This window comes from Amycolatopsis sp. NPDC043889 (assembly GCF_056435645.1).
The window spans coordinates 58,568-81,166 of record NZ_JBWKEC010000010.1 but is presented as its reverse complement, the minus strand read 5'-3'; the positions used below and the strand labels follow the sequence as shown (position 1 = coordinate 81,166).

At 65.8% G+C, this 22,599-nt stretch carries 18 protein-coding genes; 10 read left to right on the top strand and 8 right to left on the bottom strand.

Annotated elements, in window-relative coordinates; all coding sequences use genetic code 11:
* Positions 1-68 precede the first annotated feature (68 nt).
* Both AC0685_RS20445 and AC0685_RS20440 read right to left on the bottom strand, forming a co-directional pair.
* The gene (locus AC0685_RS20445) at positions 69-992 is read right to left on the bottom strand and encodes a DNA methyltransferase (RefSeq protein WP_478226987.1); all 924 of its coding nucleotides are present in this window, start codon (positions 990-992) and stop codon (positions 69-71) included.
* Positions 985-1,917, bottom strand: coding sequence for a hypothetical protein (locus AC0685_RS20440; RefSeq protein WP_478226986.1), 933 nt, complete (start codon positions 1,915-1,917; stop codon positions 985-987). The genes AC0685_RS20445 and AC0685_RS20440 overlap by 8 nt, the downstream gene beginning before the upstream one ends.
* Positions 1,918-2,510: 593 nt before the next feature.
* Between AC0685_RS20440 and AC0685_RS20435 the strand changes: the two genes are divergently transcribed.
* Complete coding sequence (locus AC0685_RS20435; protein ID WP_478226985.1) at positions 2,511-3,533, top strand: hypothetical protein; 1,023 nt, start codon at positions 2,511-2,513, stop codon at positions 3,531-3,533.
* A gap of 170 nt (positions 3,534-3,703) precedes the next feature.
* On the top strand, positions 3,704-4,036 hold the full coding sequence (locus AC0685_RS20430) for a pilin (RefSeq protein ID WP_478226984.1): 333 nt from the start codon (positions 3,704-3,706) through the stop codon (positions 4,034-4,036).
* A gap of 324 nt (positions 4,037-4,360) precedes the next feature.
* Here the strand turns inward: AC0685_RS20430 and AC0685_RS20425 are convergent, their stop codons facing one another.
* The gene (locus AC0685_RS20425) at positions 4,361-4,519 is read right to left on the bottom strand and encodes a hypothetical protein (RefSeq protein WP_478226983.1); all 159 of its coding nucleotides are present in this window, start codon (positions 4,517-4,519) and stop codon (positions 4,361-4,363) included.
* A gap of 70 nt (positions 4,520-4,589) precedes the next feature.
* Between AC0685_RS20425 and AC0685_RS20420 the strand changes: the two genes are divergently transcribed.
* From AC0685_RS20420 to AC0685_RS20390, 7 genes are all read left to right on the top strand, one after another.
* The gene (locus AC0685_RS20420) at positions 4,590-6,170 is read left to right on the top strand and encodes a TrbL/VirB6 family protein (RefSeq protein WP_478226982.1); all 1,581 of its coding nucleotides are present in this window, start codon (positions 4,590-4,592) and stop codon (positions 6,168-6,170) included.
* Positions 6,167-7,330, top strand: a complete 1,164-nt coding sequence (locus AC0685_RS20415; protein ID WP_478226981.1) for a PrgI family protein — start codon at positions 6,167-6,169, stop codon at positions 7,328-7,330. The genes AC0685_RS20420 and AC0685_RS20415 overlap by 4 nt, the downstream gene beginning before the upstream one ends.
* On the top strand, positions 7,327-9,237 hold the full coding sequence (locus AC0685_RS20410; RefSeq protein ID WP_478226980.1) for a VirB4 family type IV secretion system protein: 1,911 nt from the start codon (positions 7,327-7,329) through the stop codon (positions 9,235-9,237). The genes AC0685_RS20415 and AC0685_RS20410 overlap by 4 nt, the downstream gene beginning before the upstream one ends.
* A gap of 86 nt (positions 9,238-9,323) precedes the next feature.
* Positions 9,324-10,160, top strand: coding sequence for a GP88 family protein (locus tag AC0685_RS20405; protein ID WP_478226979.1), 837 nt, complete (start codon positions 9,324-9,326; stop codon positions 10,158-10,160).
* 42 nt (positions 10,161-10,202) lie between these two features.
* Positions 10,203-12,704 carry a type IV secretory system conjugative DNA transfer family protein gene (locus tag AC0685_RS20400; protein ID WP_478226978.1) on the top strand — a complete coding sequence of 834 codons (2,502 nt, stop codon included), beginning with the start codon at positions 10,203-10,205 and terminating at the stop codon, positions 12,702-12,704.
* Between the two features lie 99 nt (positions 12,705-12,803).
* The gene (locus AC0685_RS20395; protein WP_478226977.1) at positions 12,804-13,808 is read left to right on the top strand and encodes a replication-relaxation family protein; all 1,005 of its coding nucleotides are present in this window, start codon (positions 12,804-12,806) and stop codon (positions 13,806-13,808) included.
* A 6-nt stretch (positions 13,809-13,814) separates the two neighbouring features.
* Positions 13,815-14,768 (top strand): M23 family metallopeptidase, encoded by a 954-nt coding sequence (locus tag AC0685_RS20390; protein ID WP_478226976.1) that lies wholly within the window; start codon positions 13,815-13,817, stop codon positions 14,766-14,768.
* Positions 14,769-14,860: 92 nt separating this feature from the next.
* On the opposite strand, the gene AC0685_RS20385 is transcribed toward AC0685_RS20390, so the two are convergent.
* Positions 14,861-15,136, bottom strand: coding sequence for a hypothetical protein (locus AC0685_RS20385; RefSeq protein ID WP_478226975.1), 276 nt, complete (start codon positions 15,134-15,136; stop codon positions 14,861-14,863).
* A gap of 655 nt (positions 15,137-15,791) precedes the next feature.
* Here AC0685_RS20385 and AC0685_RS20380 point away from each other — a divergent pair.
* Entirely contained in the window at positions 15,792-17,558 is a 1,767-nt protein-coding gene (locus AC0685_RS20380) for a DUF6119 family protein (protein ID WP_478227117.1), read from the top strand.
* 140 nt (positions 17,559-17,698) lie between these two features.
* On the opposite strand, the gene AC0685_RS20375 is transcribed toward AC0685_RS20380, so the two are convergent.
* From AC0685_RS20375 to AC0685_RS20360, 4 genes are all read right to left on the bottom strand, one after another.
* Positions 17,699-18,751: a DUF3560 domain-containing protein gene (locus tag AC0685_RS20375; protein WP_478226974.1), complete on the bottom strand. Its 1,053-nt coding sequence runs from the start codon at positions 18,749-18,751 to the stop codon at positions 17,699-17,701.
* An 89-nt stretch (positions 18,752-18,840) separates the two neighbouring features.
* A complete protein-coding gene (locus AC0685_RS20370) occupies positions 18,841-19,443 on the bottom strand; it encodes a hypothetical protein (protein WP_478226973.1) in 603 nt (200 codons plus the stop codon).
* 132 nt (positions 19,444-19,575) lie between these two features.
* Positions 19,576-20,580 (bottom strand): DUF932 domain-containing protein, encoded by a 1,005-nt coding sequence (locus tag AC0685_RS20365; protein ID WP_478226972.1) that lies wholly within the window; start codon positions 20,578-20,580, stop codon positions 19,576-19,578.
* Between the two features lie 171 nt (positions 20,581-20,751).
* A complete protein-coding gene (locus tag AC0685_RS20360; protein WP_478226971.1) occupies positions 20,752-21,510 on the bottom strand; it encodes a hypothetical protein in 759 nt (252 codons plus the stop codon).
* Positions 21,511-22,599: the final 1,089 nt, after the last annotated feature.

Below are 22,599 nucleotides of genomic sequence, written 5' to 3'. Positions count from 1 at the left end.
GCTTGTGCATCGCGGCTCGCGTCGCCGCAATCGCGGGCGGTGCGTCTGACGAGTGAGTGAATGTGTGCTCAGGCGGCGGCCGATGCCAGCCGTGTTTCGCGAGCGCTCCAATGCGGTCGCGGATGCACAGGCAGCGCCGGGATGAGCTGGGTCAAAGCCGGATCACTGGCCTCGGGGTCGGCCCGGAACACCAGCACGGTGTGGTGCGCAGGCAGCGCGACCGGATGTCCGAGAGCCCTTTCCGCTCGACCGGCAGCACGCCGCTGAGCGAGGGTCGCGTCGGTGTACGCACGCCGTCGCCGCACGGCGGCGGTGAGAGCGAGACAGCGCGCGATCGGTGCCAGCCCGGCGGCGCTGCCGATCTCGGCGATCCGGCTGGGAACGTCGAGCAGGTCATGCCGGAGGGGATGGCGCTGCGGGGCACAGGTGATGACCACGTGCCCGCCGGGACGCACCAGCGGCCGGTACTGCGACAGCAGGCTGCGCAGCCGATCCAGCGCACCATCGACATCGCCGTTCGAGCCGACAGGGCGCAACGTGGTCAGCAAGAGATCAACGCGCCCGGCCAGCCCCGCTGTCGCCGCGGCCACGGCTGTGCCGGGGCGCCGGTCGAGCACGAGGACCATGCCGTCGACGAACACGCCGCGCGCCTTCGTGGCAGTCACGTTCGCCCGCGCCAGCCGCCACCATCGGCGCTGCCCGGTCAACCCGATCGCGTGCCGCCCGGAGCGCAGCGCTTCGACGATGGCCGTCCCCGCACCGCAGTCCGAATCGAGCACCACACCACCGGGCCGAGTGAAGGCCGCGATGGCGTGACAGGCGATCGCCGGAGCCATCAGTGCCGGGTCCGTGCCGGTCGCGTCGTGGTAGCCGCCCTCGTCCAGCTGGGCCGCCACGCTGGTCGTCCCGGTCGGCCACACCGAGCCCAGAACCGGCCCCTCCGGCCGCTGCCCCACCGGCCGCGGAAACCGGTTGTCAGTGCGCTCAGACATCCGAGGTCTCCGTCCTGTCGGCGACGTCGCCCTCCGGGGCGGCGAGAGGCGGCCGCCGGAACAGAACGAGGTCGTGGTGCACCCGGCGCAGCGGCAGCACCCCGGAGCCGTCTGCCTGCGGCGACCGACTACGCGAGGCCGTCGGGATTGCGGTCCGCTCGGCAGCAGCGGGGCTGGCTGTCGGGTCCGGTGTCGGCGCGGTGAGCACGGCGATGTGGTCGAGACACCGCAAACCATGCTGACCCAATGTGTTCACCAAGACGGGGTACGGGTCAAGCAGCCGCCCGCTGACCAAGTCACTGTGCGTGACTACTGCTGTGAGACCGCGTGGGGTGAGCAGGGTGTTCCAGTCGGTGTGACCGAGCCAGTCGGTGGCGTGCGGGTCAAGCGCGGTGATGATCAGATCGAACTCGCCACGGGGTCCGTCTCCGGTGCGGTGACGAACGGGTGCGGAGTCGGTGTTCGGGTCCGCCATCGGACGCGGGCCGAGCCGACTGGGTCGGGGTCGCGACCCCGACCCAGCGTCGGTGTGCCGGAACGGGTCGGTGTGGTCACTCGGGTAGTCCGGCGCGGGTGCCGCGGTCGCGGTATCGGCGCCGCGGCCGAGGCGGGCGACGGTCCAGACCGCTTCGGCGAGTCCGGCGTACAGGTCGCCGTCGCCGGTTCGGCCGGGCGTGCGCGGCGACGGGTGCGGGGACGCCGGTGGGGTGAGGAGAAGGACACGGTCGCCGGGACGGGTGTAGGTCCTGACGAGGGTGACGATTGCGCGGCCGAGCCAGCCGGCGAGCAGCGCGGTACCGGGCAGCGCCTCGGCATCGGCGAAAGGCCACAGAGTGCTCGGGCGCGCCGAGCGGATCCGTCCGGCGATGGTTGTCCGGGAGGGCGCGCGGCACCGGCCCTGACCGATGCGCGCCAGGGCAGGCATCCGGTGATGCGGCCTCTGGTGGGGACGGCGGCCGGGCTCGTGGTGAGGCGTTGACGTCATCGGTGGCCTTCCTCGCGGTGTGGTGGCGTGGTCTGCCAAGTCACCCCAAGAGGCCGGTTTCGGGGCCGATTTTGGACACCCAAGAATCCAAATTCTTCGACAAATTCTCAGCACGCCCCAAAACTCACCAAATTGAGCCACGCCTTCCACGCGAAAGGTCGCCTGCTCCTGCGAGGCAACGAGACAAGAAAGGCGCGAGTTTCCACTCGAAACTCCGTCACAGGCGACGGACTCGACAGAATTTTTGGATGCCGTGACCCCGGGCCGCCGCCGCGACTAGATCGCGCCGCGATCGTCGAGCTTGGCGCTACTATGAAGCACTTAAAAGCACAGTTCAACGGCCACTAAGGCCGATCTCGAGCGACCAGTGGAGCCCAGCTCGCACCACCTGCTCTGAATCCTTCCAGGAGCCTGTTTTAGTAGCGAACCTCAGCTACTAAGAAGATCATCCTTGTTCTTTTCTTGTCCTTTTCTTGTTGCCGTTCTGGCGTCCTGACGTGGTCGATGCAAGCGACTCGAACAGGAGCAAGGAAATGGCTGACGATGAGAGCGTGTCCGGCGCGATTCGCCACGATCACGAAGGGCACGACTGGCTGCCTTTGGACACTGCGCGCGATGCCTTCGGCTGGCTGGTGACCGGGCCGAAACCGTTGGCCGTGCACGGCTCCAAGTTCGCGGGGTTGCCGCGGCGGCCGGTGCCGCTGGACGAGTTGCGGGACCGGGTGATGAGCAAGCAGTGCCCGCCGCGCACCCGGGACGATGTGTGGGCGCATCTGGTGTTGCGCTCGCGTGCTCATGGAGGCGCCTGGACGGTCGCGTGCGTGGGCATGGCACTGCCCTCGCTGGCCGCCAGCGCACGGTGGCTGGGCGCGCGGTACCGGGGCGATCGGGCCGATGCTCACGCGGCCGTACTTACCGGGTTCGTTCATGCGCTGGCCACCGTGGACCTGACCGATCCCGGCATCGTCGTCCGGCTGCACTTCGCCGCGCGCCGCGCCGGGCAGGCGGCACTGGAGGAGTCCCTCGACGCGCCACCGCCCGTGGACACGGACTATCACTCCACTGCTCCCCGGCCGCCGTACGGGCACCCCGACCTGGTGCTCGCCCGCGCGGTCAGCGAGGGAGTCCTGACCCCGACCGAGGCGGATCTGATCTCGGCGACCCGGCTGGGCGAGGTGTCCCTGACCGCCTGGGGAGCGGAGCACCAGAGCGAGTTCTGGGCGACCTACAAAGTCCGTCAGCGAGCCGAACACCGACTCGTGTCGTGGCTGGCCGACCGCACCGAGAACCCAGACTCCGAGGACCCCGTCGCCGAGGCCGCACTGTCCTCACTCGCCCTCGGCGAGAACAACCCGCACACCGACGCCGAGGGCGCCGTGTCACGGGCGGTAAGCGGCCGTCATCGCAACGGGCGACCGGCCGGTTCGAAGAAATCCTCACGCTTGGTGTCCAAAAACGACCCGAAATCCGGCCTCTTGGGACGCGGGGAGACCCCACCCAACTCTCCGCGGACCGCCGAGCACGAGCCGACTTCGGAGGTGCGCCGATGCGCCTGACACTCCATCCCCAGACCCAGCAGACCACCGTGCCGTCGCGCCCACGCGCGGCGAACGCACCCGATCAGACACAGCCCCGCGCGGGGGTCGCCAACTGCTCGCAGCCGGTGGCACGCACGGGTGGCGCAGGGCCAGGTCATTGGACCTCTCAACCGCCGTCCGCGCGCCGCATGATGTCCCGGTCTGTCGCCGTGGTGGTCCTCGGCGCGGTCGTACTCAGTGCGCTCACCGCGGATGCGGCGCAGTCATCAACGCAGGTTCTCGCGCTCGCGGCCAGTGTCGATCAGGTCTTCACCAACATCCGCGACTGGCTGGTCGGGATCCTGGCCGGCCTGGCGACGGTGTTCCTGACCGTCGGCGGGGTCCGGTACCTCCTGGCCGGAGGCAACCCCGGCGAAACGGAGAAGGCGAAGGGGTGCTTCAGGAACGCAGCATGGGGCTACGGATTGGCGGCACTGGCGCCGCTCGCCGTGGAGATCCTGCGCGGGATTGTCGGGGCCTGAGGTCATGGCCACGACCCGACGTCCCCGCGATCGCGACGAGCCTGGCGTGCGCTCAGCGACCCGGGAGCGGGTCCTGCTCACCCCACCCATCCCGGAAGGTCACGCGCGCAGTCGCCGGCGTCGGTTGGTGCAGCTGCTGCCTCTCGGTGTGGCCGTGGTGCTCGGCTGTCTGCTGACGGTCGGTGCGTGGGCTTCGCCCGAGAGGCTCGCGCCACGCGACGCGCAGCAAGCCGCGGTCGCCGTCGGGCAGCAACCACCGCCCTTGCCCCTGCCGACCAACCCGCCGGGAAACACGTGCGCACCGGATTCACCGGACCCGACGTGTCACTTCCCGACCGGGTCGCCGCGTCCGCCGTCGCCGACGACCCCATTGCCGCCAATCACTGAACTACCGCCACCGGCCAGTTGTTTCCCCGGCCAGATCGGGTGCGCACCCAGCGGCCCAAGCACTGCACCGCAGACGAACACCAGCACGCCGTGCACCGGCGAAGGCTGCATCCCGCAACCCGATACTCCCCCGCCCGCCACAGCTCCGGAACAGCCCGGTCCGGGAGTGGACGGTGACGACCCGGACTGCGGGATCACCAGCATCGAAGGCTGCATCAACAAAGCCATCAACGCGGTGTTCCGCGAGCTGGTCAAGTCCGCCCTCGACCCGCTTCTGAACCTGCTGGGCGACACCGCGTTCACGACGCCGACACTGGACTCGCTGCCCGGAGTGACGAACCTGTGGAACAACTCCTGGCTGATCGTGCTGGCCTGCTACAGCGGGCTGATCATGATCGGCGGGATCATCGTGATGTCGCACGAGTCGGTCCAGAACCGCTACTCGATCAAGGAGATCGCGCCCCGGCTCATCGTCTCCTTCTTCGCCTCGATGCTGTCGCTGTTCCTCATCGACAAGGCAATCCGGCTCGCCAACGCACTGTCCACCGCGGTCCTCACCGACGGAGCCGATCCGCCACAACTCGGCGACAACTTGACCAAGTCGATCGGCGGCGCCTACTCGGCGATGGCATCCGGCGGGTTGTTTGTGATCCTGCTGCAGGTCGTCCTGGTCATCGCGGTGATCGCGCTCCTGCTGGTCTACGTGGTGCGGGTGATCCTCACGCTGCTCCTGACCGTCTCCGCCCCAATGTGGGTCGCCTGCCACGCCCTTCCCCACACCGACGGCATCGCCCGCTGGGGCTGGCGCGCGCTCGCCGCCACGCTCGGCACTGAGGTCGCGCAATCGCTCACACTGCTCGTCGCGATCAACACCTTCCTCAACGGCAGCACGAAGCTGTTCAGCTCGATCGGTGGCGGGCTGATGATGCTCTTCGCCGTCCTCGGGCTCCTCTACATCCTGTTCAAGATCCCGTTCTGGTTCCTCTCCGCCACCAAACTCGGCACCGGCCGCTCCTTCCTCGGCGGGCTGGCGAAGGCATACATCGCGGCGAAAACGTTCGGGATGGTCGCCGGCAAGTCCGGTGGGTTCGGCAAGGTCGGAGCGGTCGCCGGTGGCGGAAGAGGCAGTAAGGGCCGCGGCGGTGCTGCTGCCGATCCACCGTGGCCCGCTCAGCCGCGGATCGCGCCGACGACGGAGGCGGTCAACAAGCGGTTGCAGGCGGCCTACGACGCCGACCGCGCCCGCGCTGCCCAGCAGCCGCGCTCGCCCTCGCAGCGACCGGAGTTTCTGCAGCCCGGTCCGCAGGAGACCACCCACGACCCGGCCGTCACCCCGGCCACCCAAGGACCCGTCATGCCCGAATTCAGTTCCGCATCCAAGCCCGCTACTCCGGTCCCGCCGGCCGGGCCCCGCCGCAGGCAGGCCGCGACGGCGCCCCGGTTCCAAGCTCCCGATGAGCCACGCCGCGCCGGTGATACCGCGTCCCCGGCTCGACCGGTCGCGGTGGCCGCGGTTCCGCCGCACTTGCGGTTCCAGCCGCCGACTCCGGAACCCAGGCACGTGTCCCGACCGGTCACGCCAGCGCCCGCGCCACCCGCAGCACCGGTGTTCCGGGCCGCGCGCCCGGAACCGCGCATCGGGGACGCCCGCCCGCGCACCCCGTCCGTACCGCCGCTCGCGTTCCGGGCGCCGACCCCGCCACCGGCGCCACCGAACTCCCCGCCCCGTCGAGGTGAAAAGTCATGACCCAGCCCGTGCGCATACCGTCTGATGTCGATCGCGAAGATCGCGTTCTGGCCAATCTCACCGCCCGGCAGCTGGCGATCCTCGCGGTGACCGGGATCGTGCTCTACGGCGCCTGGACCCTAGCCCGCAATGCAGTACCGCTACCGATCTTCCTGATCGTCGCGATCCCGATCGGGGTCACTGCGGCGGTGCTGGCGTTGGGCCAGCGCGACGGCATGAGCCTGGACCGGCTCCTGCTCGCAGCCATCCGGCAGCGGCTGCAACCCCGCCACCGGGTCGCCGCGCCCGAAGGCGTGCAGGCCGCGCCGGAGTGGCTGACCAGCCGCATCACCGCGACCGATGCCGGCGGTGCGGCGGGCGAGTCGGAGATATCTCCGGCGGCGCTGAGGCTGCCCGCGGAAGGAGTCACCGAGGCCGGAGTCGTCGACCTCGGCACAGACGGGGTCGCCATGGCCGCGGTGGCCAGCACGGTGAATTTCGCGCTCCGCACCCCGGGCGAGCAGGAAGCGCTGGTCGCGTCCTTCGGCCGATATCTGCACTCGATCTCCGCGCCGGTGCAAGTGCTCATCCGAGCCGAACGGCTGGACCTGAGCAGGCAGATCAACGACCTGCGAGAAGCCGCGCCCGGTCTGCCGCATCCGATGCTCGAAACGGCAGCGCGGGAGCACGCGACCTATCTCGACCAGTTGCGCCGCTCCACGGATTTGTTGCGCCGCCAGGTTCTGCTGGTGCTCCGCGAGCCGGTCCGCGCCATCGGGCCGACCGACGGACTCGGCGGCGCGTCACCGTTTGCCGCGCTGCGGGCTCGGCGCGCCCGCAGCCGGGACGACGAGGTCACCGACACCGCGCGGCGCTCGGCGGAAACCCGGCTCGTGCGGCGGCTGGGCGAAGCGACCGAACTGCTCGCCCCCGCGGGGATCACGGTTACGCCGCTGGACGCAGGCCAGGCCACCGCCGTACTCGCCACAGCGTGCAACCCCGACAGCCTGATCCCGCCCTCGACGGGGCTGGCCGGCGCGGACGACGTGATCACCACCGCTGCCACCGCCCCCTACGACGAGCCGCCAGTCCATCACCGAAGCACGGCCAGCCGGGGCGAGCGCGACAGCGTGTCGCCGGAGTCAACAGCCCTGGATGAATGGGAGGGCGGCGACCTATGAGCAGGAAACTCGGCCGTACTCGAGGCCGCCAGACGCAGCACGCGAAAACACCAGCGGGCAGGGCCAGTGCGTTCACCCCGGACTCGCTGTCGGTCGCGCCCCGGCACCTGGAGATCGGTGGCGAATGGGTCTCGTCCTTCGCGATCACCGGCTATCCCCGCGAAGTCCACGCAGGATGGCTACAGCCGCTGCTGTCCTATCCCGGCCGTGTCGATGTGTCGCTGCACATCGAACCGATCGATCCCGTCACCGCCGCCAACCGGCTCAAGCGCCAGCTGTCCAAATTGGAGTCAGGGCGGCGCCACACCTCGGACAAGGGACGGTTGCTTGACCCGATGGTCGAGGCCGCCACCGAGGACGCCTACGACCTCTCGGCCCGCGTCGCCCGCGGCGAAGGCAAGCTCTACCGGCTCGGCCTGTATCTGACCGTGCACGCCACCAGCGAAGCGGATCTCACCGAACAGGTGGCCGCGGTGCGGGCGCTCGCGGCGTCGTTGCTGATGAACGCCCAGCCGACCACCTACCGGTCGTTGCAGGGCTGGGTGTCCACCTTGCCGCTGGCGCTGGATCTCATCGGCATGCGCCGCACCTTCGACACCAGCGCTCTGGCCGCCGCGTTCCCCTTCACCTCACCAGACCTTCCGCCCGCCGACCCGACCAGTGTCGCCGCACCGGCCGGTGTGCTGTACGGGTTCAATGTCGGTAGCCAGGGTTTGGTGCACTGGGACCGCTTTTCCGCCGACAACTACAACGCGGTGGCCCTCGGGCGCTCCGGCGCGGGCAAGTCCTACCTGGTAAAGCTGGAAACCCTGCGCAGCCTCTATCGCGGGGTCGAGGTGTCCATCATCGACCCCGAGGACGAGTACCGGCGGCTCTGCGAGGCCATCGGCGGCACCTACATCCACCTCGGCGACCCGGGTGTCCGCATCAACCCGTTCGACCTACCGATCGCCATCAGGCCGGACGGGCGTCGCACCGCACCCAAGGACGCCCTGACGCGCCGGGCGCTGTTCCTGCACACCGTCATCGGAGTGCTGCTCGGCACCGAGCTGTCCGCACAGCAACGCGCCGTGCTCGACCGGGCGATCATGGCCACCTACCAGCAGGCCGGGATCACCAGCGACCCGCGGACCTGGGGCCGGCAGGCGCCACTGCTCGCTGATCTCGCCGCAATCCTCGCCGGCACCGCGGACCCGGTCGCGGCGGACCTGGGCGCCCGGCTGCACCCATTCGTCGAGGGCGCGTTCTCCGCCTTGTTCTCCGGACCGACCACGACTAGGGCCGAGGGCCACCTGACCGTGTTCAGCCTGCGTGACCTGCCCGACGAACTCCGGCCGATCGGCACGCTGCTCACGCTGGACACGGTGTGGCGGCGAGTGTCCAACCCGGCCATCCGGCGCCCGAGGCTGATCACGGTCGACGAGGCATGGCTGCTCATGCAGGACCCTGCCGGGGCGCGTTTTCTGCACCGCATGGCCAAAGCAGCCCGGAAACACTGGGCGGGCTTGACGATCGCGACCCAAGATGTCGGCGACGTCCTCGGCACCGAGCTGGGTAAGGCGATCATCGCGAACGCGGCTACGCAGATCCTCCTACGCCAAGCGCCGCAAGCGATCGACGAGATCGTGGCAACCTTCAACCTGTCCGAAGGCGAGAAGCAGTTCCTGATTTCCGCGGACAAGGGACAAGGTCTGCTCTCGACCGGGACACAGAGAGTCGCGTTCCAGTCGCTGGCGTCTCCGCAGGAAAACGCTCTCATCACAACTGATCCGGCCGAGTTGGCGCAGTACGCGGAACACGAATCTGGTACGGACGACGGTTCGTTTGTGGACCTCGGTGTTTACGACACTGAGCTGGCTCTCGACGCGGACGCTGACGGCCACGTCGACCTCGGCAGCGCCGCATAGCCCACCCCGCGGCTGCGGATCTATTCAACCGCAACCGTTTCTGCTCGTTTCTTGTACTCGCCTGACTTTCCTTTGCGAGGTGTCGTATGTCTTCTTCCGCCAGCATGACCACGGTTCCGGTGCGGCCGGCCCGGTTGCTGACGCAGAACCGGGAGATGCGCGCAATCGGTGTCTGGAACTGGACTCTGCCCGCGCTGGCCGCCCGGCTGCCTGATGGGCGAACGCAGGTGACCTGCCCGGCGGCGAGCGCGTGCACTCGGATCTGTTACGCGCGCAACGGAACTTATCTCTTCCCTGCGGTCAAAGCCAAGCATACCGCCAATCTCGCCTACGTCCTGGACGACTTGCCTGGCTGGGAAGCCGCCATGATCCGTGAACTGTCGGCGCCGCGCCTGGTCGGGAAATTTGTCAGGGTGCATGACGCAGGGGATTTTTTCAGCGATGCCTACACTTTGGCGTGGTGTCGCGTGATGCGCGCCTGCCCGCAGGTGACGTTTTATGCCTATACCAAGGAAGTTCGGCGGTTAAAGCGGCTGATCGAACCGGACCCGCCCGGGAACTTCCTGTGGGTCTACAGCTACGGCGGTCGCGAGGATTCGTTGATCGACCCCGACCGTGATCGGGTCGCCGATGTGTTTCCCGATGAGGACGCCATCACCGAGGCCGGGTGGTCGTCGCAGGAAGCGTCGGATCTGCTCGCCGTGCTCGGCCCGCGATTGGTCGGGGTGCCCGCGAACCGCATCCCGCAGTTCCTCAAGCGCATGGGCGGGCGGCGGCTGTCGCAGTGGCAGGCCGAGATCGACGCCGAACGGGCACACAAGCGGCGCCGTCATCTGCGACTGGTGCCCAACGACCCGTCGGCTCCTGTCCCGGTGCCAGACGGCCAACCGAGCGCAGACGCCGCCGAGCGATACGCGGCCTGACTCCGCGGCCTTTCGACTTTTCCTTGCGAGAGGGGTTTTCTGATGTCATCCACTCAGTCTGTTGTCGCTTCGACGAGGACGCTTGCGTCACCATTGCAGGACTACCTCCGCGATCCCGGTGCCGCAGTGCGTGCTGCCGTTGCGGCACTGCGGGACTTCGCACTGCCCTGGGGGCCACTCGTCGGGCCGGCCGTTGCGCTCGCGGTGGCTGGCGTCGTGATCGGGCGACGGTGGTGGGCGCGCCGGTGCCATGACCGGATGGCCGCCGACGCCCGGGTGGTCACGGTGCTGGCTCCGCCCGCCGTCGATCCGGACGGCGCGGCGGCCTTGTACTCCAATCTGGTCGGGTTGTTGCGGTCCGGCTGGAAACGGCGGATGCACGGCCAGCCGCACATTGTGTGGGAGTACGTGTTTTCCCATGCCGGGGTCGCTCTGCGGCTGTGGCTGCCGGGCGTCGTGCCGCCCGGGATGGCCGAGCGCGCCATCGAGGCCGCCTGGCCCGGCGCGCACACCCGGACCACCCCGGCCAAGCCGCCGATTCCCTTGTTTAATCCGCCGGGCAAAGCGGTCGAGGCCGTGGGCGGCGAACTGCGCCTGGCCCGCAGCGAGGCACTGCCCATCCGGTCGGACTTCCCCGCTGATCCCGTCCGCGCTTTGCTGGGCGCACCGGTTGGCATGGCCATCCACGAACGGGCCGTGGTGCAGATCCTCGCGCGCCCGGTCACCGGCGCTCGTGTCCGCAAAGCCCGCCGAGCCGCCCGCCGGGTCCGCACAGGCAGCTCGGTCCGGCTGGCCGGACGCCTCCTGGACCTGATCACCCCGCACACCGGATCGCTCAAGCCCAGCACGACCGCGAAACAGCCGGTCGTCGATCACCAGACGTCGCTGGAGAACTCCGCACAGGACCGGGTCATCGTGGCCAAGCAGCGCAGCTCCCAGTACGAGACCCGGATCCGGTATGCCGTGGCCACTCTGGTCGACGAGCACGCGACCAGTGCGCAGCGGGTTCCGGTGCGTGAACACTTGCGCGGACGCGGGCATGCCATCGCCAGCGCGTTCGCGTCCTACAGCGAACACAACTACTACCGTCGCGTCCGGCTCACCAACTCCATCCGGGCCGTGGCTGAACGACGCCTCACCTCCGGTGATCTGCTCTCGATCGCCGAGCTGGCCGCGCTCGCGCACGTCCCGACCGACGAGGCCGTGCCCGGTCTGCAGCGTGCCGGAGCCAAAGCGGTGCCGCCGCCACCGGGGATCGCCACCGAGGGCGCCGGAGTGAAACCGATCGGGATCACCGACTCCGGCCACTCCCGGCCGGTGGGGCTGCGCGTCGCCGACGCTCGCCATCATCTGCACATCCTGGGTGCGACCGGTTCGGGCAAGTCCGAGCTGATGGCGCGGATGATCCTCGACGACGCCGACGCCGGCCGCGGGCTGGTCGTCATCGATCCCAAGGGCGATCTGGTGGCCGACACCCTGATGCGGCTGCCCTCGCGGCTCGGGGGGAAGGTCGTGCTCTTCGATGCCGACAGCCGATCCCGCCCGCCGGTGCTCAACCCGCTCGAAGGCGACGACACCGCCCGCACGGTGGACAACCTGGTCTCGATCTTCTCCCACGTCTACGCCTCCAGCTGGGGGCCGCGCACCGAGGACATCCTGCGCTCGGGGCTGCTGACCCTGCGCGAGCTGCCCGGCACGCCCACGCTGACGGACCTGCCGAAACTGTTGACGGTGCCCGCCTTCCGACAGCGTGCGCTCGAACAGATCTCCGACGATGTCCTGACCGGCTTCTGGCACTGGTACGACGATCTGTCCGACGCCAGCCGGGCACAGGTCGTCGCACCACTGATGAACAAACTCCGCGGCCTGCTGCTGCGCCCGTTCGTGCGGGCATCCCTCGCAGGGGGTGAGTCCACCGTGGACATGGACGCAGTGCTCGACGGCGGAATCTGCCTGGTGCGCCTGGGCAAGGACGCGCTCGGGATGGACACCGCACGGCTGATCGGCTCGATCGTCGTGGCCCGTACATGGCAGGCAGCCGCCCGCCGCGCCCGGATACCGCAGCGCGACCGCCACGATGCCTCGCTCTACATCGACGAGTGCCACAACTTCCTGAATCTGGCGTACCCGATGGAGGACATGCTCGCCGAAGCTCGGGGTTACCGGATGTCGATGACGCTCGCGCATCAGTATCTGCGGCAGCTGCCGCGCGAGCTGGAGGAAGGCATCAGCACCAACGCCCGCTCGAAGATCATTTTCTCGGCGTCGCCCGAAGACGCTCGCCACTTGGCCCGACACACCGCGCCCAGGCTCTCCGAACACGATCTCGCCAATCTCGGCCGGTTCCACATCGCCGCGCGGCTGGTGCTCGACAGTGAGGAAGCTCCCCCGTTCACCGCGGTCACCAAGAAGCTTCCGCCCGCGATTCCCGGACGCGCCAAGGAGATCCGTCGGCTCGCGCTCGTGAACACCGAGCCTCGAAACACATTCGAGCCAGCCGAGAACGTCCAGCCGGTGGCGTTCGATCCGCGCCGCGCGGCCTGACCCCGCTCAGCTTTCCGTTTTCCCGCAGGGCGTTCTCGCGGCCTGCGGGCTTTGGAGGTGCTCGTCACGATGGTTAGCAATCCCACTCCGCAGCGACAATTGCGTTCGCACCGACCGGAACGTCCCGCGGCGCGGGTACTCAACTCCGCCGAGCATCACGCGTGGCTGGCCCGGCATCTCACCGACCGCGACCGGTGGCTGTGCCGGATGCTGTTCGAGCACCACGTGCTCACCAGCACCCAGATCATCGACATCGCCTTCACCGGGCGCCGTGGGGCGAACCTGCGCCTGCGCAACCTCTACCAATGGGGCGTGGTGCACCGGTTCCAGCCGCACCGCGACCGCGGCTCGCACCCGATGTACTACGTCCTCGACACCGCCGGGGCAGTCGCCCTCGCCCGCGAGGACGGCATCGATCCCAAGGAACTGGGCTACAGCCGTGAGCGCGAGATCGGACGCGCATTCTCGCTGCAGCTGGCGCACACCGTCGGCTGCAACGGACTGTTCACCGCCCTGATCCGCCGAGCACGTCACCCCGGTGCCGCTGGTGTGCTCGCCGCGTGGTGGTCGGCCGCCCGGTGCGGGCGGCACTGGGGCGACATCGTCACCCCGGACGGCTACGGCCGCTGGCGCGAGGCCGGCCGGGAGGTCGAGTGGTTCATCGAGTTCGACTTCGGGACCGAGCAACTGTCCCGCCTGGCAGGCAAGCTCGCCCGCTACGAGCGGCTGGCCGAGGTCACGGGCATCACCACACCCGTGCTGGTGTGGGTGCCCAGCGCCAGGCGCGAGGTCAACGCACGCAGGGCGATGGCCGAGGCGCTGCGCGGTCTCGACCGGCCCGCACGCGTCCCCGTGGCGACTAGCAGCGGCGAAGCCGCCGCGGACCCGCTCGATATGGCCGCGCCGCGCTGGCGACGGCTCGACGAGTCCGGCACCGCCGGTCGCGTGGAGCTGGCCGACCTGCCCACCCTCTGGCCGGACCTGCGCGCCTCGGCACCCGGCGGTGGACAGCGCCCGACAGCCGCCACGCCTGCCACCGCACGTCCGAAGGTGGCCCCGCCCTCCCCGATGCCCCCGCCCAACCCCGCGCATCCGTGGAAGTGATGCGTCATGGGCAAGGTGGCCGCCGCAGGTGCTGGGTTCGTCGTCGTGATCATTCTCTTCATTGGCGGCGGCGCCATCGCTGTGGTTCAAGCCGTGTTCGGCAGTTCCAGCAGTTCCGCCGAGGGCGTGAACTGTGCACCCGCCGGGGCGAGCGCGACCTCCGCAGCGGGATACGGACCGCAGGAGATGGGCAACGCGGCGACGATCGTCGCTGTCGGCAAACGGATGAACGTGCCCGAGCAGGGCTGGGTCATCGCGGTCGCCACGGCGCTCACCGAGTCGCGGCTGAAGAACCTGAACTACGGCGATCGCGACAGTGTCGGCCTGTTCCAGCAGCGACCCTCGCAAGGCTGGGGAACGGTCGCGCAGATCATGGACCCCACCTACAGCAGCGAGCAGTTCTACCGGCATCTACTGGCGCTGCCGAACTGGCAGAACATGCCGGTCACCGTCGCCGCCCAGACCGTGCAGCGATCGGGCTTTCCCGACCGCTACGCGAAATTCGAGCCAGCAGCACGCCAGATCGTCGGGGCCGTCCAAGGTGCCACCTGCACGACCAGTGCGACGACCGGCGGCTGGACGACCCCCACGAGCGGCACCTGCACCTCCAAATTCGGGTACCGCGGCAGCGAATTCCACAAAGGACTCGACATCGGCGCACCCATCGGTACGCCGATCCTGGCAGCTAACTCGGGCACGGTAATCAGCTCAGGCCCGGCGTCCGGCTACGGGCTGTGGGTACGCATCCAGCACAGGGACGGGATCGTGACGATCTACGGTCATAACGACCACAATCTGGTCCGCGAAGGGCAATCCGTTCAGGCCGGCCAGCCAATCGCTGCGGTCGGACACCGGGGAGCTTCCACCGGAGCGCACTTGCACCTTCAGATCGAGGCCAACGGGCAGGCCGTCGATCCTGTGGAGTTCTACCGGCAGCGAGGAGGCCAGCTCTGCAGATAGGTGCGCACAGCCCCGTCACCTGGGAGGAGCCTTCGTCGCGTTCTCGACGCATGACCCTGGTCTTAGACAATCGTCCAGACGGGTGAGTCCGGCTACTCGTCAGCCTGGGTGCTTTTGAGATGGTTGTAGAGGTTCGCGCGGCTAAGGCCGACCTCCTTGGAGATTCTGGTCTTCGGCACACCGGCCTTGTCTGCTTCCCGAATGTCGGCGAGCCGTTCGGTGCGTTCGACTTTCAGCTGCTTAGTCAGGATCTCTTTCATTTCCTGCAGAGAGCTTTCCACGTCCCGGATGTTCTCCAGCGTGGTCTCGATCGCTTCCACGCGGTGTCGGCGGGCGCGCAGCTGCGCGATGTGCTCGTCCTTGTCCATCTGCGGCCCTTTCTCATGTGGCCATGGTTGGCCGGACTCTGAAGCTTGACTGATAGTCGCTGGATGCCCGCCGTGTCGCCCTAGACACCCTACCGAGACAGCCCGCGATCAGCAGGGGTATGTCGTAACCAGCGTTTCCTGGTCACGACACACCCCTGCTGACCTGGTCAAAGGGTTTTCGGCGAGCCATCGGAGTCCGTGAGTGACGGTGACCTCGTCTGCGCGGGTGCTAGTGGGGCCCATCCCGATGCGGCAGCAGCTCGTTGGCCCCCAGCGGACTTCGCCGAGGTGATCGGGCCTGAGCCCGCATAGGCACGGCAGCCCAGACTCGAAGCCGTACGCACTACAGCCAGGGAGGGGCTACGTTCGGCATGCCGAGCGGCGATGACATCCACATGGAGCGCTTGGGCGACCATCTCAGGCGGTTGCCGGTCGCGTTAGCCACAGACAGCGAAGCCGACCATTCCTGCCGACTGCGGCCAACTCGGCGGCCTTCGCTTTCGCACACTCAGTCAACGCTGCTGCGGGATCAGGCCGGGGCGAACCGGATCTGCGTTGCAGTCCGATAACACCGTGTAACAGGACCGCTGCGGCTAGCGACTCGGTGATCACCTGCTGGATGTCTAGCGCGGTGTGCAATGGAAGGCCGGTGACGATGAACGCCAAGCGGTCCAATAACGCCATATGGAAGCTCACGATTCCGGAAAACGAAGCCCCGAAGGACCGTATTAATGAGGTGCTCGAATCGTACGCTGAACAAGCGCTCACCGAGGGAGCAGATAGGCGTCCACTGACGCCTATTCCGCTCAGACAACGGATCACTGGTCTAACCCTAGAACTCTATGTGCGAAGGAGCTTCAGCACGGGGCTGCTCTCATTTGTAGAGGGCTACCTGCTGGAGGCTGACGACGCAAAGAAGTTTCATATCCGCGGAGTGGATGCGTGTCTTTTTCTCTACAATAAGACGTCGTTGTTCGCGATAACATCTGGCGGCGGATACCATGTCATCACAGATTTCGTCGATTACACTTTCCCTTTCGACACAGCCAAGAAGTTGATATCCAACAACTTCCGCGCAGCGGAAGTGCGTGACATGATCGGCTCACGAACGAGTCGCGCCGAAACGTATCGCCGCACATACTCAATTTCTCGAAGCGAAGCCGTTGACACCGTCTGGAAAAAGTTGGTAGGCCGCCTCGACGCCGAGCGCCTTCCAGAAGATAGTCCATTGCGCGGACTAATAGACCCAGACAAGCCGCCTGCTGTCGAAATCAAATCTTCATTCGTGCTGCGACAGAAGCTAGACCTCGACCAAGTCGGAAAATTGATAGCCGCGGTAGAAAACCTCGACGAGCCAAGCCCGGAAGATTTGCAAGAATTGTCATTTCTGGACAACCTGTATCCAGTGAGAAACAATCCTGAATTGGCTGACGCACTTGCGCGAACCTTTGTGGAGAATATTCGCCAAAGGATCCTGTCCGACTCTCTGCCAGATATTGATCTACTCGACCCGGGCGATATCATCTCATTTAATGCCGGGTCAAACTTCAAGCTAAGCTACAGAAGAGTGAGTGACAGTGTTCCCGACCTCGACGACATCATTCCGGCCATCCGCACCACGTTGGATTCCTCACTAGGAAGTGAAGCAGACTTTTTCGCCGGCTTCATGAAGCTGAGGTTGATATACCAAATCAGCCCCGATGATACGTCAAGAAAGATTCGCCGCCATCTGATTGACTTCCTGCACGGCCAGGTTGAATATGACAAGAAGGTCTACTTCCGAATTTCGAAGGTGTGGTATTACGGTCTCGGTGACTTCCTGGAGAATTTGAAGCGCGACTTCATCAATGAAGTATTCGAAGTCAAGGAGCCAGTTATCCTACGAGGTGTCATACCCTTTCTACCATGGAAAGGCGGCAGCGAGGGCGCTTACAATGAAGCGCAAGCCAGGCAACCTAACTTCTACTTTGGCGACGAGATATTCGCATGGACGGATCGAGGAAAGGTGGAGCTCTTCGACCTATTGTATATCGACGAGGCGAATAAGAAGTTGTATGTAATCCATGCAAAGAAGGATTTTGCAGCTAAGATGCGTGACGCATGTTCACAAATTCTCGTTGCTGCCGACATCTTGTCGCGGGACATCGACAACCAGAAGAAGGTCCTCAGCAAGTATTACCGAGAGCAGTGGAGCAAGCATGAAATGAACGCCGGCATTCAGAAGAAAAAATTTCTATCTTGGTTCAGCTATAAAGTCACCTACGTGGTATTATGCTCCACTCCGAATGACTTCATTCCAGGAGACTTCACGGAAGGACGCTTGAACTCTCATATCGCTCGGCGCGAGATCATGTCAGCAAAAAACGAGATGAAATACAATTCACATAGTTTCCATCTGGCCCATACGAAGTTTGGTACATAGCGCCTGCGATCTGGACTGCGCGTGAGCGCTGCGCCTATTTCTAGCGTGAAGACAGCACCGGCTTCTGAAATGATTGATGCGCACCTGTCGTGCGCGGTGGCCCAACTTTCCTCGATGGGTCGGCTTCCGAAGTACGTGCATCAGCTGATCCGGTTGATGCCAGGTGCCTCGTACGCCTCGACGATCTCCGGCGGCATCTGCTCAGTGGTGCGGTGGCCGCGCAGCTTGTGCCAGGCGACGGTCCAGGTGGCCTCTTTCTCTCCCGGCCGTGGCGGTGAAAAGAGCGGGTTCGGCACGGTGACCGACTTCTTGTTGACCCGCCGTACCCGCATCCACATGCTGTTGTAGAGCAGCCAATCGCCCTTGCTCACGGTTTCCGGGCCCAGCGTGGACGCCTCGCCCTCAACCTGGAGCTGGGTGTAGACGCCCTTCCAGTAGTCGATTTGCTCGGTGAGGGTGGTGATTTCGCGCCGCAGATAGACCGCGCGCTCCTCGCCGGGGTGCTGGATTCCCCAGCGGTGCCGCCGTTGGCCGTGCTCGTCGGTCTCGGTCACCCAGGCCGGTTCGCCGTCGAGTTCGCGCTGAAGACGCCGACGGTCGGCTTCGTGCTTCTCGATCCGGTTGGCCACGGTAACCGGGTTGTGGCGGGCACCCATGTGGTGCGACGCGGTGTCGGCGCGGCGCGCCAGCTCGTCGGCGTACTCACCCTGTTTGATGGATTTGCCGAGGTTGTTCCACGCGCGCTCGCGACGGTTGCGGTCGGCCTTGTAGCTGTAGTGGTCGACCAGCAGGGGCTGGCCCATCGGGATGTTGTGGAAAACGTGGTCGGCTTTCGCCCGCGTGGCGTCGGCCTTGGCCTGATGCTTCCCCGAGCGTTCGGTGAGCCGGTCGGCCCGGTCGTCCATCCGGTCGGCGAGATCGGTTTCCTGTTGCTCGACGCTGGGCGTCGTGTCGTCGATGGCGCGCTCGATGGTGTAGCCCGCCTCAGCGAGTACGCGCTCGATCTCGGCGAGGGCGTACGGCTTGGACTGTCGGTGCCGCGAGGACCGAAGCAGCCACGCTCCGGCGTAGCGCGACCAGGTCCAGGACGGATGCGCCTTCAGCGCTAAGTGCGCAGGACTGTTACGAGTGGTGCCTTCGACGGTGGTGCCGGATTCGTAGTCGTGGTGGATTGTCAGAGTGCCCAAGGACATGGCGATGCGCCTCCTTCGCTTCATTTCGCACGTGGTGTGAGCCGTCTTGTTCGGTCCGCCTAGATCCGGGCGGGTCGGTGGTCCTGGTCTCAACCCGCCGTTCGCGGGAATGTCGCCAGGAACGCAGCGACACGGGCGGCCTCGCCTGGAGCGACGGAGAAGGCGAAGGCCACGTGTCCGCCGTTGCGGGGCACCGTGGCGGTGCCGGCCAGCGGACCCTGGTAGCGCACGATGGCTTCCTGCGGGTCGTGGCCGAGCGGGCTGGGGCCGGGCGTGTGGACGGTCGCGCCGAGCGGGTCGGCGATGGCGTGCGCGAGCTGGTCGCGTGCGGCGGCCTGGTCATCGAGTCGTTGTTTCAGCTCGCGGGTTTCCGCGAGGGTGGCCCGGTAGCCGGGCAGCAGCCGCCGGGCAGTTTCGGCGGCGACGGTTTCTGGTGTCTTGGCCGGGGACACCGTGATTTCGTGTGATGGCACCGGGTTTCCGTGGCGGTGCCGGATAGTCGCTAGTTTGGCCGGGAGGCTGGCGGACAGCCTGAGCCGTGGTGTCTTCTCCGAGTCGGAGTAGCTCACGTGAACTTGTTCGCCGTCTGGGCCGATGAGGTAGCGGTCTCGCTGGCCGTGGTAGCCCGATTCGATTGTCCACGTTCCGTCGAGCGCTTCTGCCATCGCTGCCGCGAATGCCTGCATGTCCATGGGGTGTTTTCCTTCCTGTGTCGGGGTTTTGTGTGCGCTGGTTTTGGTTCGGGCGCCGGTAGCGGCCATCTCGCGGCCACGGCACACGCGCGGCGCATGGCCGCGCGGGCACCGAAGCGGCGACGGTCCTTTTCAGACCGAAGCCAGCACCTTGCCGAGCGTCGTCACGGTTTCCTGGTCGAGCGCGTCGGCTTTTCCGTCCACTGCGCGGGACATGTTGCGTTCGGCGCGTGAGGCGTTGCGCACGATCGCTTCGTGGTGGGTGTAGGTGTTGATGGCCTGTACCACTCCCCACGCGGTACCGCGCCACGGGCTGACCCGGTTGTCGCTGTTCCACAACCGGTTGAGCGCGGCCCGTTCGTTAGTCGCGGTGGTGCGGGCGCGGCCCTTCTCCTCGGGCATCGGGGTGTGTGCGTCCAGGAAGGCGCGCCATGCCTGATCGGTCACGGTCGTTTCGCACAGGGCCTTGACCTCGGCGGCGAATTCCTCGGCCACGGTGTGGACCATCGCGAGCGCGTCGCGGGCCTCCACGATGCGGAACTTGCCGTTCTTGGAGTGCTTGACCTTGAACTGTTGGCCGTACTCGCGCAGACCGGCCGACATCGTGTTGTCGCACACCACGTTGGTCACGGTGCGCTTGTAGGTGGTGGCAAGGCTGCCGTCGTGGCTGGTGCAGGCGACCAGGTTCGGCCGGAACTCCACGCCTTCCGGGGTGGTGATGTTCTCGGGCACTTCCACGCTCACCCATGCCTGTCGGCGGTCACGCAGCAGGCCGGCGGAACCGATTGACAGACCGTCATCCAGGATCGTGCCGACCTTGTCGAGTAGCCATTCCTGGTACTGGTGCACGGTGTACCCGTCGGCGAAGATCCCGAGGACATCACCGGTATCCGATGCGGTAATGGCCTGTTTGTTGGGCACGCGGCGAAGGCCGAACTTGCCCGCGACGAGCACCGGTTCCGGTTCGGCGGTCCAGTGGAACAGGCGGCGCTGAACGTCGGCTACCGGGATGGCGCCGGTGTAGTGGTTCGGCTCTCGGCCCTGTGCCGAGGCCCGGTAGTGCCAGGCGTGCCCGCGCTTGTCGGTGAACCCGATCAGCACGTTGTTGTTGAGCCATTCGCTGGTTTCTTTGGACATGACGGGACTCACTTTCGTTATCGGAGGTGATACGGGAACCGTTGTGCGGTCACGGCGACCGCGCGCCAACGCGCGCGGCACCGAAAAGACACAAGGGCTATTTGCCAATCGCCGCAGCGATCGCCAGACGGCCGCTTGATATCCACGGGGCGAAATTCGGTCGAATGACCCTCAGACAGCGATAGGAAGCACAGTTTGAGCGGGGTCTACGTACGGCTTGCGCCAGGCGACAAGGATCGTTTCCGCTATGTGCTCTATGGCGTTCTCGTGCGCGTCGTTCGTCGCGGACGTTGCTGAATCGCACGTCCACTCGCTTCCCTCGAACGAGTAGTAGAGGTTGCGGATTTCTTCGTGGGTGTAACCGAAGTCGTCAAGATCATCGCACCCAAACCAGTCCGCCAGCTCCGATCGAGTATCCGACTCAAGCCACGCGTCCCATGCTTCCTCTTGTAACTCTTGTTCGTATTCTTCCAGTGTGCTTTCGTCGACTTCACCTGCGTCGATTGCCTGGGCACTTTGGACGAGGCTGGTCAGCCATTCAATCCCCGTGTCGACGTCGTCTCCGTCAGTGGGGAGTTCCCCGAGTTGCACCCACGCGGAGCCGTAGCCGTGTTGACCGTTTGTGGACGTCTGAACACCTGGGGCGCCTGCCAAGTAGCGGACGTTAGCCGCGTCACGTTCGGTACCGCCATAGTCTGAGTAGTCAACTAGGGTCACGGTGATTGCATAGTCATCATCGGTTTCGACCCCGTCCGACAACACCAACGCATGGATGACGTCGGCCTTCAGGTCTCGCACCTGAATCGGATACGCGTATCCACTCCGATCCTCGGAGAGACCGACCCGGTCGCATTCCAACAGTTCGAGCCACAGTTCTACAGTTTTGGCGTATTGTTCCGGCGAGTATACGTGTTCACCCTTGTATGACATGAGAATTTCCTTTCATGGTTCTCGTCGAAGTGGCTAACGTCTGCACGGCGGTTCAGGCCAGGTGTGAGCTGATACCGACCAATGGCGATATTCTCAGTCGACAGCACATTCCCCTGAACCTCTCCCAGAGGGGATCGTTGAGCACCATGTAGTTATCTTGGGGACACACCTCTGGCAGGCATGCCTTTTATGCGCACTACTCCGCCCTATAGCAAGGGATTCACATAACGGGGCTGCAAGCGCAGTTACTACGCATCTCAGACTAGAAATGCGCGTTTGGCTACGCGTCGTTCCCCGCTACCGCCCTGCACGGTTTCGCTGCTGTCCGCGCGACCCAAGCCGCTGCCCGCGCTGTGCGGGTCTTATGGTTCGTAACGACCAAACCCTTAAGGAAAAGAAAGGAAAGAGATCGCTCGCGGGACGCCGTGTCCCGGTCCTCACGCCCCTTCTCTGTCTAATCCGCTCCGGTCTGTCTTGGTTACATGTCTAGGTTGACATAGTACCTAGACACTTTCAACCTTCAGTCGGGTTCCGTTATCTCGCCGTTACCTTCGGCATCGACCTCGCTGCACAGGGCCGGTCGGGCCCTTGAGCTGGGAAGACGCAGAGGAAGAGAAGACCCGCACAGCGGCAGCCACCGCCCGCGACCCGCACAGCGGCACAGCTTGGAATCTGTACGAATTTCCCTTTGGATATCTCGCGGTTCTCGAATCGCACCACTTGCGGCCACGTCGTTTATATGGTTGTCAACATTTATGAGCCGTGTTTCTGTATCGTTAGATTTTATCTTGCGTGCAAGAAAAGACAGAGAGCGATATGTGACCACTTGAGATCAAAAAGAAGAATGAAAGGAAAGCCGCGGGAAAGGAAGATGATGAAGAAGCTGACTACCACAGAACGGGGACTTGCGAACGGAACGCAGTGCGAGCATCAGATAGCCAACACACCACCCAAGCCGACTGTTCACGTGCCTGCCGGCACCGAAGTTGGGGGACACGGAGGAGGGGGTTGCCCAGCGTTGGCCTGCAACAAGGCTTTGGCGCGCCCCTTCCTCTCTAGCGGGAGTCCGGAAAGGAAGGCTGAGGGGAA